This is a genomic window from Streptomyces sp. HUAS MS02 (assembly GCF_055702265.1).
In genome coordinates this window covers 4,558,153-4,572,351 of record NZ_CM146747.1, presented here as the reverse complement: position 1 = coordinate 4,572,351, position 14,199 = coordinate 4,558,153, and the positions used below count along the sequence as shown (strand labels likewise).

At 73.6% G+C, this 14,199-nt stretch carries 10 protein-coding genes and 1 pseudogene; 2 read left to right on the top strand and 9 right to left on the bottom strand.

The window, feature by feature from the left end:
* Window positions 1-38: 38 nt before the first annotated feature.
* The 9 genes and pseudogenes from ACZ9QC_RS19605 to ACZ9QC_RS19565 form a co-directional block, all read right to left on the bottom strand.
* Window positions 39-446, bottom strand: coding sequence for a hypothetical protein (locus ACZ9QC_RS19605; RefSeq protein ID WP_472921307.1), 408 nt, complete (start codon window positions 444-446; stop codon window positions 39-41).
* 553 nt (window positions 447-999) lie between these two features.
* Window positions 1,000-1,544: pseudogene (locus ACZ9QC_RS19600) on the bottom strand (pyridoxamine 5'-phosphate oxidase family protein).
* A 104-nt stretch (window positions 1,545-1,648) separates the two neighbouring features.
* Window positions 1,649-1,861: a ferredoxin gene (locus tag ACZ9QC_RS19595; protein ID WP_472921306.1), complete on the bottom strand. Its 213-nt coding sequence runs from the start codon at window positions 1,859-1,861 to the stop codon at window positions 1,649-1,651.
* On the bottom strand, window positions 1,858-3,201 hold the full coding sequence (locus ACZ9QC_RS19590) for an NADH-ubiquinone oxidoreductase-F iron-sulfur binding region domain-containing protein (protein WP_472921305.1): 1,344 nt from the start codon (window positions 3,199-3,201) through the stop codon (window positions 1,858-1,860). The genes ACZ9QC_RS19595 and ACZ9QC_RS19590 overlap by 4 nt, the downstream gene beginning before the upstream one ends.
* Window positions 3,198-3,884, bottom strand: a complete 687-nt coding sequence (locus ACZ9QC_RS19585; RefSeq protein ID WP_472921304.1) for a ferric reductase-like transmembrane domain-containing protein — start codon at window positions 3,882-3,884, stop codon at window positions 3,198-3,200. The genes ACZ9QC_RS19590 and ACZ9QC_RS19585 overlap by 4 nt, the downstream gene beginning before the upstream one ends.
* Complete coding sequence (locus tag ACZ9QC_RS19580) at window positions 3,881-4,909, bottom strand: FAD:protein FMN transferase (protein WP_472921303.1); 1,029 nt, start codon at window positions 4,907-4,909, stop codon at window positions 3,881-3,883. Before ACZ9QC_RS19580 ends, ACZ9QC_RS19585 begins: the two co-directional genes overlap by 4 nt.
* On the bottom strand, window positions 4,906-5,343 hold the full coding sequence (locus tag ACZ9QC_RS19575; protein ID WP_472921302.1) for a hypothetical protein: 438 nt from the start codon (window positions 5,341-5,343) through the stop codon (window positions 4,906-4,908). The genes ACZ9QC_RS19580 and ACZ9QC_RS19575 overlap by 4 nt, the downstream gene beginning before the upstream one ends.
* Before the next feature lie 128 nt (window positions 5,344-5,471).
* Entirely contained in the window at window positions 5,472-6,821 is a 1,350-nt protein-coding gene (locus tag ACZ9QC_RS19570) for a sensor histidine kinase (RefSeq protein ID WP_472921301.1), read from the bottom strand.
* Complete coding sequence (locus ACZ9QC_RS19565) at window positions 6,818-7,522, bottom strand: response regulator transcription factor (RefSeq protein WP_472921300.1); 705 nt, start codon at window positions 7,520-7,522, stop codon at window positions 6,818-6,820. Before ACZ9QC_RS19565 ends, ACZ9QC_RS19570 begins: the two co-directional genes overlap by 4 nt.
* Window positions 7,523-7,904: 382 nt before the next feature.
* Here ACZ9QC_RS19565 and ACZ9QC_RS19560 point away from each other — a divergent pair, with 382 nt between their 5' ends.
* Together ACZ9QC_RS19560 and putP are read left to right on the top strand one after the other, a co-directional pair.
* Complete coding sequence (locus ACZ9QC_RS19560) at window positions 7,905-10,394, top strand: PAS domain S-box protein (protein ID WP_472921299.1); 2,490 nt, start codon at window positions 7,905-7,907, stop codon at window positions 10,392-10,394.
* A 147-nt stretch (window positions 10,395-10,541) separates the two neighbouring features.
* Complete coding sequence (gene putP / locus ACZ9QC_RS19555) at window positions 10,542-14,135, top strand: sodium/proline symporter PutP (protein ID WP_472921298.1); 3,594 nt, start codon at window positions 10,542-10,544, stop codon at window positions 14,133-14,135.
* Window positions 14,136-14,199 lie beyond the last annotated feature (64 nt).

The following is a 14,199-nucleotide window of genomic DNA, read 5'->3' as shown; positions in this document are numbered from 1 at the left end:
ACGGAACCGACGTCTGTGCCGGGCGCGGAGGCGGACGGTCAGGCGTCGGTACGGACTTGGGTGCTCCATCGGGAGGGAGGGCCGCGCGGGCGATGGGCGTGGGCGCCCCGGCCCGCTCCGGCGACGGCGGCCGCCACGGCCACGGCGGGACCGCCGACGGCGCGGTGCGGGGCCGCGTCCCCGGCGCCAGGGCCCAGGAAGCCGTGGAACGGGTACGGTACGGCGTCGGCGTGGCCGGGCGCGGCGTGCGCCACGGTGACGGGGCGCGGCGCGTCGGCGGTGGTGGCGGACGCCGGTGCGGTCGCCGTGGCGGCGGTGCCCGTCGAGAACGGGCGTGATGCCGGCGCCGACTTGGCCGACACCGGCAGGAAGAAGGTCAGGACCGCGAGCAGCGCGGAGAGCACGACGGCGGCGGGGCGCGCGGGATGAGCACGGTGCTGCTGCACGCCTCTTGCCCCCCGGTCAAGTCGCCGTACGAAACCAGCAGTTGGGTCCTCTGTGCCGCCGGCGCGGCTCGTCCGGCCGCCATGACACGAACGTCGTCGGGCGTCCGGAGGTTCCCGATCCTGGCCGGTGACCGCGGCGACGTACTCGACGTTCCGATCGCCGCCACGCCGGAGAGGCCATGCACAGCCCGTCAGCGCGACGCCTTCCCTGGCGGCGGGGCCCGGAGCCGGACGGGAACCTGCCGAAGGCCGAGGCGGACCACCGCCGGGCACGTGCCGTTCCGCACGCCGCAGGCCAGGGCCGTCCCAGAGCGTGATCGGGCCCTGGGGCATGGAGAAGAGAGGGTGACGAGAAGGAGTGGTGCGGGCCGGTGGGGCCGGTCGGCCCCCTGGACGGGTCGTTCGGCACCTGCTCCGGCGGCGCCTGTGGTGTGAGGGTGGAGAGCGGGCCGCGAGACGAGCGGTGACGGGGCCCTTCTTGGGGGAAGGATCCCGTCTCCGCCTTCTCGCCCCGGGCCGCACAGGGGTGGCGGCCCGCGGAGGCGGGAGCGTCTCATGGGCTGCGCCGGAGTGGGGACCGGCGCGGGCTGCCACAGCGGCTCCTCGGGAAAAGGGGCGGGCGGCTTGTCCCGCCCCGGTGCCGGGCACGCGTGAGTACGACGGGTGACGACGCCGTCGTCGCGGGTCGTCCTCGTGGGGCGCGTGCCCGGCATCCGGTCTGCCCCGCCGTCTTTCCGGCCGCCCGAGGGCGCGCGACCTCCGTGCAGCGCCAGAACGGGCCCGTACTCCTCTGCCGGTGATCAGGCCGGGTGACGACGACGCTCCACCCGAGATGGGTGGCGGGGTCGATGTCATCGGCCTCGTAGGCGGCCACGACACCGGGGCCGCCGTCCTTCTGCGCGCTGACGACCAGGGCGGCGCCGTCACGTGTGCGGATGACGATGTCGCCGGTCCAGGATGTGGCTGGCGGGGCGCACAGCAGGCAGTGCCTTCCGTGTGAAGGCGTACACGGCCTCGCGGGACGCTGCCGAGCAGCTCCCCACCGGCTGAGGGCGGCCGGAAGCCGCTGCTTGCTCCCGGTCCGGGTCCGCCCGGCACGGCGACCTTCGCTTCGGTCCGGCGGCGCGCCGCGTCGGCCGGTGCCACGCCAGGGGCGTACGGCCCCGCTGCCTGTGCCGTACGCGGGCCGGGACGCCCGCTGGTCAGGTCCGGTCGTCCTCCGTGTGCAGGGCGAGGACGGGGCAGGCGGCGACGGCCCGGCGGGCGTGGGCGCGCAGTCGGTCGGGGACGGTCCTGTCGCTGAGGACGGGGTAGCCCCATTCGTCGAGGCGGACGAGCTCCGGGAGGAGCTCGGCGCACAGGCCCTGCCCGGTGCAGGCGACGCGGTCGACGCGCAGGGTGCGGGTGCGGCTCATCGCCAGGTCCCCGGGGCTGTGGCGGGTGGCACGGGGATCCGGGGCGGCCGATCGGCCGCCGGGCAGCCGCCGTGGGCGAGGTGGTGGTCGACGTCGTCGGCGAACGCGTGCAGGGCGGAGGCCGCGAGGCGGGCGGCGCCGTCGGGATGGCGGCAGGCGCCCCGGTCCGGGAGCAGGCCGACGCGGCGGCGCAGGCGGGCCAGCAGGACCGCGTCCGCCCGTCCCGTGGCCAGGGCGGTGAAGTCCTCGGCCACGGCGGGCAGCCCGAGACGGCAGGGGCCGCACTGGCGGGCACTGTGCGCGGCCAGGTAGGCGAGGACGCGGGCCGTCTCGGTCAGGCCGCACGACGCCTCGGGCAGGGCGACGAGCACGCCCGCGCCGGGCGCCGCACCCAGCGGGGCCAGATCGTGCCGGGTGAGCGGGGTGCGCAGGTGCTCGGCGGCGAGCCAGGCGCCGGCGAAGCCGCCGAGCAGGACCGCCCGCAGCGGCTGCGTGGCGCCGTCGGCCTGATCGAGGACCGTGGCGAGCGGCGTGCCCAGTGCCACCTCCAGCACGGCGGGTGTGCGGACGGCTCCGGAGACGGTGACGAGCAGGGTGCCCGGCTCGTCCTCCGTGCCGACCTGCCGGAACCAGGCCGGTCCGTGGCGGGCGATCAGGGCCAGATGAGCGAGGGTCTCGGCGTTGTGGACCAGCGTGGGGCGGCGGCCCACGCCCCGCTCGTGGGTGCGGGGCCGGTCGCCCCGGGGCTGGGCCGGGCCGCCGTCGAGCCAGCGCACCAGAGAGGTCGACTCGCTGGAGACGTAGGAGTGCGGAAGGCCGTGCACCAGCAGCCGTACCGGGTCCGGGCGGGCGCGTCGGCGCTCCTCCACGGCGGCGCTGAGCTGCCGGTGCTGGGCGGCGCGGTCGCGGGGCAGGCACACGTGGACGGTGTCCGCGCCGACCGCCAGGGCGGCCAGCACGGCGCCGTCGAGGACCAGATGGGGGGCGACGGCGATCAGGAACCGGTCCTTGCGGCTGGCCGGCTCGCTCTCCATGGCGTTGACGACGACCACGCCTCGGCCCCGGTGTGCGGCGACCGCGCCCAGTTTGCGAGCGGTGGGGAACCCGGCGCCGCCGCGCCCGGTGAGCCCGGCCGCCGCCACGGCCTCCACCAGCGGCAGGGGCGCGCGACCGCCGGTCGCCGAGGTGAAGGGAAGTGCCCCGTGGCGCCTCAGGTGATCGGTCAGGGTGGCCGCCCGGCCGGTGGCGTACCAGCCCGCCAGCAGCCGGGCGGCGGCCGGATCGCCCGGTCCGGGTGCGTGGGGGCGGGGAGCGAACCGTGCCGTGGCCGACGAGTTCATCGTCCACCCCCGAGAAGGGGCACCGTCGAGGCGGCGCGCTGGGACCAGCCGGGCTGCAGGGGCCCGGTGGCGAGGAACGCCGCGAGCACCACCGGTACGGCGGCAGCGGCGACGGCGGCCGTCAGACGCCCGGCGACCCGTCCCGGGGCGGCCTTCACCAGCCGCCACCACACGGCCGGGACCACCGCGCCGACGCACCCGGCGTACAGCCAGAGCTGGAGGGGGAGCCGGGTGTCGGTGCCGGTGCCCACCCCGTGGAGGAGGGCGAGCGGCCAGGCCGCGTACGCCAGCCAGTGCACGGCCTTCCAACGGCGCACCCCCAGGCGTCGGCGCAGCCCGCTGGTGACCGCGACGGCCAGCAGCAGGTCCAGCCCCGCCGTGCCGAGACCGAGCCACAGGGGACGGTAGGACGCCCCGAACGGCACCACGGACACCGCCCATTCCAGGTGGACGAACGGATCGAGCACCGCCGTCATCACGTGCACGACGAGGAACGTCAGCGTGAGCAGGGACAGGTTGCGGTGCAGCACGCCGAGCTCGAAGCGGCCGATCCGACGGGGCCGGGACCGCCCGCCGGAGACGATGCCGAGCACCACGGTGGCGGTGAGCAGCAGTAGCGCGAGGGTCCCGCTCGCGCGGCTCGCGTACCAGAGAGGGCTGCCGGTCAGGGCCAAGGCCGTCATCGCGGACCTCCAGGAGCGGTTCCGGGGTCGGTTCCGCAGCCGGTTCCGGGGGTGACTCCCGTGGTGGCTCCGGACGTGGTGGCGGGCGCGGAGTCGGGCGGCCAGCCGCCGAGACGCACGACGCGGCCGTCCGGACCGACCAGCCGGGCGGGCAGAGCGCTGCCGCGCAACCAGTCGACCGCGTTGTCGCCCAGCACGATCGCCGCCGTACTGGCGGTGTTGGCGTCCACACAGGTGGCGGCCGCGACGGTCACGGTGCGCCAGACGGGGGCGGCGGGTTCACCGGTGGCCGGGTCGACGATGTGATGCAGGGTGCGTCCGGCGCGCCGCCAGGTGCGGACCCGGATGCCTGAGGTCGCCAGCGCCCCGCCGGTCACCGCGACGGTGGGGCCGTGGTCCGCGGCGGGCCGCGCGTGGTCGTCGGCGAGGGCGATCCGCCAGCCCCCGTCCGGGGCCGGACCGGCCACCGAGAGGTCTCCGCCGAGACCGACCAGGATCCCGCAGCCGGTGGCCGCGGCGGCCAGGCGGGCGGCGCGGTCGGCGGCGAGGGCCTTGGCGGTCGCGCCCAGGTCGAGGTGGGTGTGCGGCGGAAGCCGCAGCCGCCGGGAACGCGGGTCGAAGTCGATCCGCCGCCATCCGGGGGCCGGGAGGGCGGGTGGCAGTGGGCGGGCGTCCTCCGGACGAAGGGAGGTGAAGGTGCGGTCGTAGCCGAGGGCGGTCATGGCACGCCCTACCGTCGGGTCGACGGCGCCGTCGGTGAGGCGGGCGGCGCGGAGAGCGGCCTGGAGGGCCTCGGCGAAGCGTTCGCTTACCGTCGTCGGGGTTCCCGCGTTCAGGTTGACGCGGGTGATTTCGGAGTCCGGCCGGAAACGGCTGCAGGTGAGATCGACAGCGGCCAGTTCGGCGCGCAGGACGGCCTCCGCGGCCGGCCGGGCGTCCGGGGCGGTCACGAGCAGCACGGCAGTCGTGCCGAGCGCCGGGAACACGGCCGCGGCCGGGGACGGGGCGGGAGCCCGGGTGGTCATGACGCCCCCGTGGTGGTGTGGGGCTGCTGCCGGGTGGGGGCGGGCGGTTGAGCCGGGGGTTGCGGTGCCGGTCGGGACGCCGGAGCCGTTCCCGCGTCGTCCTCACCCTCGTCCTCACCCTCGTCCTCGTGCTCACCCTCGTGCTCTTCGTCAGCGTCGTCACGGGCCGAGTCGCCACGGTCCTCGATACCGGTCTTGGTGGAGCCGGTGGATGACACCGCAGGGTTGTGCGGGGACGGGCTCGACGGCACGGGCGAGGCCGAACTTCCGGGGAGCAGGTGGGTGTAGAGGCTGCCCAGGGCCGCCGCACCGGTCACCGCGGCGACGACGATCCAGCGGGTGAGTCGGCGGCTCCGCCGCAAGCCACGATCACGTGTGCGCGCCGAGTCGGTGGGGGACGGGACCTGGCCGGAATCGTCGAGCGAGGGAGACATGTCAGCGGCTCCTGGTGGATCGGCGGCCCGCGATCGGCTGCGTGCACCTCCAGGCTGTGCTCACGGCACCCGGGAACCTGCTCACGTCCTCTTCGGAACCGGTAAAGATCTCTGAGCCGGTGAAGATCTCAGGGCTCTCCCGCCCACAGAGGCAGGTCCATGACGACGGTGAGCCCGCCGCCCGGCGTGTCCTCCAACCGCACGCCGCCCCCGTTGACGGTGACCAGCCGGTGGACGATGGCCAGCCCGAGCCCCGTGCCTCTGGCCTCGGGATTGCCGAACCGGCGGAAGGCGACCGCCTTTGCCTCGTCGGTCATCCCGGGGCCGTCGTCCCGCACCCACACCCGGGCCGACTCCCCGACCAGCCGGTGGCCGACCGTCACGTTCCCTCCGTCGGGAACGGCCTCCAAGGCGTTGGCGATCAGGTTGTCGAGGATCTGCTCCACGTGGCCGCTGCCGAGCGCGGCGGTCAGGGCGGGCCCCTCCGACGTACTCAGACGCACGCCGCGCTCCTCGGCCACCGGCGACCACGCGGCCACCCGCTCCGCCACCACCTCGCCGACTCGGACCATGGTCGGCCGGGGCGTCGCCTGCTCGGCACGGGCCACCGCGAGCAGCCCGTCGACCAGCCGTGACAGCCGCGCGATCTCTTCCTGGGCCGCGTCCAGCTCCACCGCCGTGTCACCCTCGGCGCCGGTGCCCAGGACGTCCAGCCGTAGCCGCAGGGCGGCCAACGGGGTGCGCAGTTGATGGGACACGTCGGCGATCACGGCCCGGTGGCCGTGCACCAGGGCCTCCGTACGGGCCGCCATGGTGTTGAACGTGGCGGCCAGACGGCGTACTTCCGGTGGACCGCCGTCGACGTCGGCACGCGCGTCCAGGGCACCTTCGCCCAGCCTCCGGGCACTGACGTCCAGCGCCGACAGCGGTCCGGCCACCCACCGGGCCAGGCGGACCGACAACAGCACGGACGCGGCGAGCCCCGCGGCGCCGATCGCGGCCGACCAGCCCCATATCGCGGCGACACGGGTGTCGAGCGGATCCGAGGAGCGGGCCAGGACGACGACGCCGGCGGGTCGGCGGACCTCACCGGCCGGCTCCGCGGCCAGCAGCCGGCCCTCGTCCTCCGGCGGCTCCGGCTCATGCCCGGCCAGTACGTCCTCCACCAGTTCCTCCGCCTCCTCGCCCTGGGCGGCGGTGCAGGGCGTACTCGCCACCGGTCGCGCGGCGGCGTCGTACACGGCGGCGCAGTCCCCGGCCCGCGCCGCGGTCTCCAGTTCACGGCGCATGCCGGTGGGCGGCTTGCGGTCGGAGAGGTGCTCCTCCGCCGCCGCGGCGATCGAGCGCGTGGCCGCCCGTTGTTCGTCGCGGAAGGCGACCCGCTCGCGTGCCGTCATCGACACGGCGAGGGGGACGACTGCCAGCACCAGCAGCACGGAGGTCAGGGCGAGCAGCGTCCAGGTGATCCGGCGGGTCACGGCCGCTCCCGCGCCCCTTCGACCGCACCGAGCCGGAAACCGTGCCCGTAGACCGTCTCGATCAGTCCCGGCACGCCGAGCTTGCGACGCAGCGCCGCGATGTGCACGTCCAGGACCTTGGTGGGGCCGTACCAATGGGCGTCCCAGGCCCGCTCCAGGATCTGCTGTCGGCTCACCACCCTGCCCGGGTCGGCGGTCAGGCACTCCAGGATCCCGAACTCCTTCGGTGTCAGCGCGATCGCCCGTCCGCCCAACGAAACCTGCCGGGTGCGCAGGTCGAGCGCCAGCGGCCCGTGCCGCAGGATCTCCGCGCCGGCGGGGCGTCTGCGGCGCAGTACGGCCCGGACCCGTGCCAGGAGCTCGGCCAGCCCGAACGGTTTGACCAGGTAGTCGTCGGCACCCTCGTCCAGGGCCACCACCCGGTCCGCTTCCTCACCGCGCGCGGTCACCGCGATGATCGCGGCATCCGACCGTGCGCGCAGCATCCGGCACACCTCGACCCCGTCGATGTCGGGCAGCCCCAGATCGAGCAGCACGACATCGGAAGCCGCGGCGCTCAGCGCGGCCCGGCCGGTGCGCACCCCCTCGACCGCGTATCCGGCCTGCCGCAGGCCACGGGCCAGGGATTCCGCGATGCTGCGGTCGTCCTCCACGACCAGCACCCGCGTCGGCTCGGTCGAGCCCGTGACCTGACCGTCCATGCGTCGGACCCGCTTTCGGACTGTGAGAACGGCTGTACCTCTTGCCGTGCAGTCTGCGTCGCCGGACGGGCCGCGCCGCAAGGGGCCGTTCGTCCCGGTGTGCGTCGTGGAGCGGGCACCGCCGACCACAGCGAGGCGTCGTTGACCGAAAGGGCGGTGCAGGTCGGGCGTCGCCGGCCGGCGAAGGCGCGCCGCTTCGCCGGCGCCCCCGCGTCCCCGCTCCCGTTCTTCGCTCGTGATCGCGCGTCGTGGCCGGACAGGAGACGCCGATAGCGAGATGAAAACGCCATATCGCTCTATGTTTAGCTTTTATTGGCCTTTACATCTCTTATTATCCTTGGCCTGGATAATGCTGGCTGGTGCTTCCTTCGCAAGGGATGCGGTGACGAGAGAGCAGCAGGCGCCCGGACTGCCCGGCGCACGTGGAGCGGTACAGGCCGACGGTCTGCCGTTCCGGGCGTCTGCCCTGGCCGCTGCTCGCGTGACGGCGCGGGCCGCCGCCCTGACGGCAGCCCTGCTGGGTGCGGTGAGCCTGGCCGGATGGGTCGTCGACGTCGATGCGCTGAAGAGCGCGCTGCCCGGCGACCCGGTGAGCGTGAAGCCGAACACCGCCGTGGCCGTTCTGGCGCTGGGGCTGTCCCTGGCCGTGGCGGCCACCGGTCCCGGCCGCCGACGGATGATCGCGGCGCGCGCCGTGGCGGCGGCGGCCGCCCTGATCGGCGTACTGACCATCGTGGAGTACACGACCGGGGCCGGCCTCGGCATCGACGAGCTCCTCTTCACCGACGACACGGCGGAAGCGGCGACGGGAACGCCCGGCCGGATGGCCCCCAACACGGCCGCGGCGCTGACCCTCGGGGCCGTGGCGTCGCTGTGCGCCAGTACGTCCCGGGTCCCCGCCTGGTGCAGCCAGATCCCGGGCCTGGCCGTGGGGGCTCTCGGCATGCTCCGGCTGTACGGGGCCGCCTATGCGGTGCCCGAGCTGGAGCGGTTCGGCGCCTACACGGGCATGGCCCTGCACACCGCGCTCGCTCTGGTGCTGCTGGGCACGGCCGCTTTCCTGGCCCGGCCGGACGAAGGTCTCGCGGGGCTGCTGATGAACACGGGCACCACGGGCGCGCTGGGCCGCCGGCTGTTCGCCACTGTCGTGGTCGTGCCGCCGTTGCTGGGCTGGAGCGTTCTGGCAGGTGAGGACGCGGGGCTGTTCGGGACGCGGCTGGGCACCACGCTGCTGGTGTGCGGCCACGTCGCCGTGTTCACGGCGGTCGTCTTCGTGGCTCTGGTCGTGGGCCGCCGTGTCGAGGTGGCTCATGCCCGTGCCGAACGGCAGGTGCGGCAGTACGCGCTGCTGCAGGCCTTCATGGACCACACGCCGGCCCTGGTCTTCATCAAGGACCTGCACGGCCGCTTCCTGGCGGTCAACACGACGTTCGAGGAGAACACGGGCCTGTCCCGGGAGCGAGTACTGGGCCGTCTGGACGCGGACGTCCTGCCACCCGGCCTCGTGCGTCAGGCGCGGGCCACCGAGCTCGCCGTGCTCACCGACGGCACCCCCGTGCAGCGTGAGGAGTCGATCACCCTGCCGCGGGGTCCACGGGACGTCCTCACCTCCCTGTTCCCGCTCAACGACGAGAACGGCACGCCCTACGCGCTGTGCGGCGTGGTCACCGACATCACCGAGCGGGTCGCGGCTCAGCGTGAGGTCCAGCGGGCGCACCGGCGCTTCCGTGCGCTGCTGGAATCCGCCCCCGACGCCACCCTGATCACGGACGGCCGCGGCACCATCGTCATGGCCAATACGCAGGTGGAACGCCTGTTCGGGCGTGCGCCGGATGACCTCGTCGGGACCGAGGTCGTCGACCTGGTGCCCCGTCCTCTCCGTCGGCGGCACGCCGCCCTCCTCGGCGCCTACCTGCGCCTGCGCGCCCCGAAGCCGACGATCATGGACAGGGAGCTGTACGGGCTGCACGGCGACGGCCGTGAGTTCCCCGTCGAGGTGAGCGTCAGCAGCCTCCGGGCCGAGCACGAGACCCTCGTGTTCCTGACCGTACGGGACATCACCGAGCGCAGACGGGCCGAGGCCGAACGCGCCGAGCGCTACGAGCAGCTACGGCACATCGCCTACACCCTGCAGCACAGCCTCATGGGCGAGCCGCCCCGCCTTCCGTACCTGCCCAGCGCCCACCGCTACCTGGCCTCCGTCCAGGACCCCGGCGTCGGTGGTGACTGGTTCGACGTCATCCCCCTCGGCCGACGTCGCACCGGCGTCGTCATCGGCGACGTGATGGGCCGTGGCCTGGAGGCGGCGGCCGTCATGGGACAGCTGCGTGCCGCCTCCCACGCGCTGGCCCGCACCGGCACGTCGCCCAGCCTGCTCATGACCGGGCTGGACACGTTCGTCGGCGACCTGGCGGACCAGCTCGTCACCTGCGCCTACCTGGTGATCGACCAGGACGCGTGCGAGGTCACCCTGTGCTCGGCCGGGCACCTGCCCGTCATCGTCCTGCCCCCCGACGGGCCCTCCCACCGGCTGCCGGCACCGGTCGGTGTGCCGCTGGGCGTCAACGACGCGTGCGGCGGCGAGGCGCTGTTCGAGGAGGTGACCCTGCCGCTGCTGCCGGGGAGCACCCTCGTGCTCTACACCGACGGACTGGTCGAACGGCCCGGCACCGACATCGAGGCCCAGATCGACGTGCTCGCCCACGCCCTCGAAGCCGTGCCGAAGGGCGTTCCCGCGGACCCGGAGAGCCTCGACCGTGCCGCGGCCCGGCTGATCAGGACGCTCATCCCGGACACGGCCGTCCACGACGACGACGTGACGCTGCTGATGATCGCCGTGCCCGGCCGGGAGGGGGAGGGCACCTGTGCCTGACCGCCGACGCCCAGCTGCACCGGTGACGGCGGACGCGCGAGTCGCCGCCCTGTGACCTGAATCTGTAGATTTGTACGCCGGGGTGCACAGCTGTCGGGCGTGCCGACGGTCGCGCCCGTCTCATGGACCTCGCAGGCGAGGACAGACATGTTCGACTTGAGTGCGCCGGTCGTGACCACGTTCGTCGTGTACGTGGCCGCCATGATCGGAATAGGTGTCTGGGCGTACACCCGCACTCACACCTTCGCCGACTTCGCCCTCGGGAGCCGCAGGCTCAGCTCGTTCGTCGCCGCCCTGTCCGCAGGGGCCAGCGACATGTCCGGCTGGCTGTTCCTCGCCCTTCCCGGAGCGGTGTACGCGGCCGGCCTCGGCGCCGGCTGGATCGCGCTCGGCCTGGCGGTCGGCACCTACCTCAACTGGCTGTTCGTCGCTCCGAGGCTGCGCACCTACACCGAGCACGCCGGCAACGCGGTGAGTCTCTCGGCGTATCTGGAGGAGCGGTTCGAGGACCGCACCCGGATGCTCAGGATGGTCTCGGCGGCGGTCACCCTCGTGTTCTTCACCGTCTATGTCGCCAGCGGTCTGGTGGCCGGCGGGTTGCTGTTCGAGCAGGTCTTCGACATCCGTTTCGGACTCGGGGTGACGCTGACCGCTCTGGTGATCGTCATCTACTCGGGTCTGGGCGGCTTCCTCGCCGTGAGCCTGACGCACGTGGTGCAGGGCACGCTGATGTTCCTCGCCCTGCTCGTGCTCCCGCTGGTCGGTATCGCGGCGCTCGGCGGCTTCGGGGCACTGGGCGACGCCGTGGAGAGCAGGACGCCGGAGCTTCTGGACGCGGGGGCCGACGTCGGTTACGCGGGCGGTCAGTGGTCGGCGGACGGGTCGCTCGGCGCCGTCGCGATCATCTCGCTGCTCGCCTGGGGCCTCGGCTACTTCGGTCAGCCGCACATCCTGGCCCGTTTCATGGGCATCCGCAGCATCCGTGCCATCCCCGCGGCCCGTCGCATCGCAACGGTGTGGGTCGTCGTCGTGCTCGCCGGTGCCACACTCGTCGGCCTCGTGGGCATCGGGGAGCTCGGGGTCCCGCTCAGCGACCCCGAGACGGTCTACATCGACCTGACCCGGACCCTGCTCAACCCCTGGGTCGCCGGGCTGATGCTGATCGCCGTACTGGCCGCGATCATCTCGACCGCCGACAGCCAGCTTCTCGTGTCGTCCGTCGCTCTCACGGAGGACGTCTACCACGCGTTCCTCAACCGGCGTGCCTCCGACAGGACGCTGGTGTGGATCGGTCGCGGTGCCGTCGTCGTGGTGATCCTGGTGGCCTTCGTGATCGCGCTCGAGGGCGGCGGTGTGCTGAGCATCGTCGCCTATGCCTGGGCGGGCTTCGGAGCCGCCTTCGGGCCGGTGGTCCTCCTCTCGCTGCACTGGCCCCGTATGACCTGGGCGGGGGCCATGGCCGGGATCGTCTCGGGCGCGGCGACGGTGCTCCTCTGGAAGAAGATCAATCCACTGCTCGGGCCACTGGAGTCGGGCATCTACGAAATGGTCCCGGGCGTGCTGGTCGCCACGGTCGCCGCACTGGTCTTCGGCCGGTTCGTCGGCCGGCCGCCGAAACGGGCCTTCTGGCGGATGCCGGGCGGCGGGATGAGTCAGTTGATGCTCTCGCCGTTCCTCGCCCACGCACCGGTCGGCATGGCCGTCCTGGACACGGATCTGCGCTACGTCTGGGTGAACCGGCCGCTGGACCGCCTGATCCCCCTGGAACAGCGGCTGGGGCGGAAGGCGACGGAAGTGCTGCCGAGCGGGGAGGCGGAGGCCTTCGAGGAGAAGATGCGGACGGTTCTGGAGACCGGGTCCCCGGTGATGGACTACGAGTTCCGGGCCCCCGGCTTCACGGGCCTCGACCGCAGACGCGCGTACTCCGCCTCCTTCTTCGCGATGAAGGACCGCCGGGGCCGGTACGTGGGTGTCTGGTACATGGTCATCGACGTCACCGAGCGCTGGCGGGCCCAGGAACGCCTGGCCCTGCTGAACGATGCCGGTGCCCGTATCGGCAGCACGCTGGACGTGACGCGGACCGCTCAGGAACTGGCCGACGAGGTCGTGCCGTTCGTCGCGGACTTCGTCGCCGTGGACCTGCTGGACTCGGTGATGCGCGGCGAGGAGCCGGCCCCCGGACCGGTCGGCATGACGCCCGTGCTGCGCCGCGCGGCGCAGCAGTCGGTGCGCGAGGGCTGTCCGGAGGCGTCCCTGGCCGTCGGAGAAACGGTACGGCGCGCCGCCTCGTCGCCCGTGACCCGCTGTCTGCTGGAGAGCAGAACCCTGGTGGAACGGATCCTGGACCCCTCCACCAGCGCCTGGGTGACCGAGGACCAGTCACTGGGCGCCACCCTGCGAGAGTTCGACTTCCGCTCGCTGATGGTGGTTCCGGTACGGGCGCGCGGCGTCACCCTGGGCGTGGCGACGTTCGCCCGGTCCCGGCACTGCCACCCCTTCGAGGAGGACGATGTCCGTCTCGCCGAGGAACTCGTCTCCCGCGCGGCGGTGAGTGTCGACAACGCGCGCCGCTTCACCCGCGAACGCGCCGCGGCCCGTTCCATGCAGCGGTATCTGCTGCCGCAGGAACTGACGGCGGGGTCCGCTCTCGAGGTGGCGTCGTGGTACTTCCCGGCGGACGCCCCCAGCGGTGTGGGCGGCGACTGGTTCGATGTGATCCCGCTCTCCGGAACCCGGGTCGCACTGGTCGTCGGGGACGTGGTCGGGCACGGCATGAACGCGGCGGCGACCATGGGACGCCTGCGCACCGCCGTACGCACGCTCGCCAACCTGGACCTCCCTCCGGACGAGTTGCTCGCTCATCTGGACGACCTGGTCATCGGCCTCACCGAGGAGGGCAGCGGGGAGTCGGCGGCGTACGGGGACGGGACGGCGGGCACCGCGTTCATGGGAGCCACCTGCCTGTACGCCGTGTACGACCCCGTCAGCAGACGGTGCACGCTGGCCCGGGCCGGTCACCTCCCGCCCGTGGTCGTCGGCCCGGACGGTGCCGCCGACGTCCTGGAACTGCCCACCGGACCGCCGCTCGGCCTCGGGTACCTCCCCTTCGAGTCCGTCGAACTGGAACTGGCCGAGGGCAGCCTCATCGCGCTCTACACCGACGGCCTCATCGAGACCTTCGACCGGGACCTCGACGTCGGTCTGTCCCGGCTGGGCGAGGCCCTCACGGTGTCCCGGCCGACCCTCGAAGGCATCGGCCACAGTGTGGTCGACGCCCTGCTGACCGGTCCGCCGTCGGACGACGCGGCCCTGCTCCTCGCCCGGACCCGCGTGCTGGCTCCGGACCAGGTCGTCTCCTGGAACCTGCCCAGCGACCCGGCCGCCGTGGCGCACGCCCGTGCCCTGGTCGGCCGGCGGCTCGCGGAGTGGCGCATGGACGACCTGACGTTCACCACGGAGCTCATCGTCAGCGAGCTGGTCACCAATGCCATCCGCCATGCGAGCGGACCGGTCTGCCTCCGCCTGATCCGGGACCGCAGCCTCATCTGCGAGGTCTCCGACGCCAGCAGCACCTCGCCGCGCCTGCGCCATGCCCGGACCACCGACGAAGGAGGGCGGGGCCTGCTGATCGTGGCCCAGCTCGCCCAGCGATGGGGTACCCGCTACACGGCGACCGGCAAGATCATCTGGGCGGAGCAGGCCATTCCCGGCCCTGCCGCCCCCACGGTCCGCCGCGCATAGCGTTCCGGCGACCACATCGGTGTGCGCGGGCCGGGGCCGGTCTCGATGCTCCGTCGGCCGGGGC

What these genes read in the sequence shown, in the direction of transcription:
- ACZ9QC_RS19590 (WP_472921305.1), bottom strand. Translation starts at nt 3,201, where the DNA reads ATGAACTCGTCGGCCACGGCACGGTTCGCTCCCCGCCCCCACGCACCC.
- putP (WP_472921298.1), top strand. Translation starts at nt 10,542, where the DNA reads ATGTTCGACTTGAGTGCGCCGGTCGTGACCACGTTCGTCGTGTACGTG.
- ACZ9QC_RS19580 (WP_472921303.1), bottom strand. Translation starts at nt 4,909, where the DNA reads ATGACCACCCGGGCTCCCGCCCCGTCCCCGGCCGCGGCCGTGTTCCCG.
- ACZ9QC_RS19585 (WP_472921304.1), bottom strand. Translation starts at nt 3,884, where the DNA reads ATGACGGCCTTGGCCCTGACCGGCAGCCCTCTCTGGTACGCGAGCCGC.
- ACZ9QC_RS19575 (WP_472921302.1), bottom strand. Translation starts at nt 5,343, where the DNA reads ATGTCTCCCTCGCTCGACGATTCCGGCCAGGTCCCGTCCCCCACCGAC.
- ACZ9QC_RS19595 (WP_472921306.1), bottom strand. Translation starts at nt 1,861, where the DNA reads ATGAGCCGCACCCGCACCCTGCGCGTCGACCGCGTCGCCTGCACCGGG.
- ACZ9QC_RS19565 (WP_472921300.1), bottom strand. Translation starts at nt 7,522, where the DNA reads ATGGACGGTCAGGTCACGGGCTCGACCGAGCCGACGCGGGTGCTGGTC.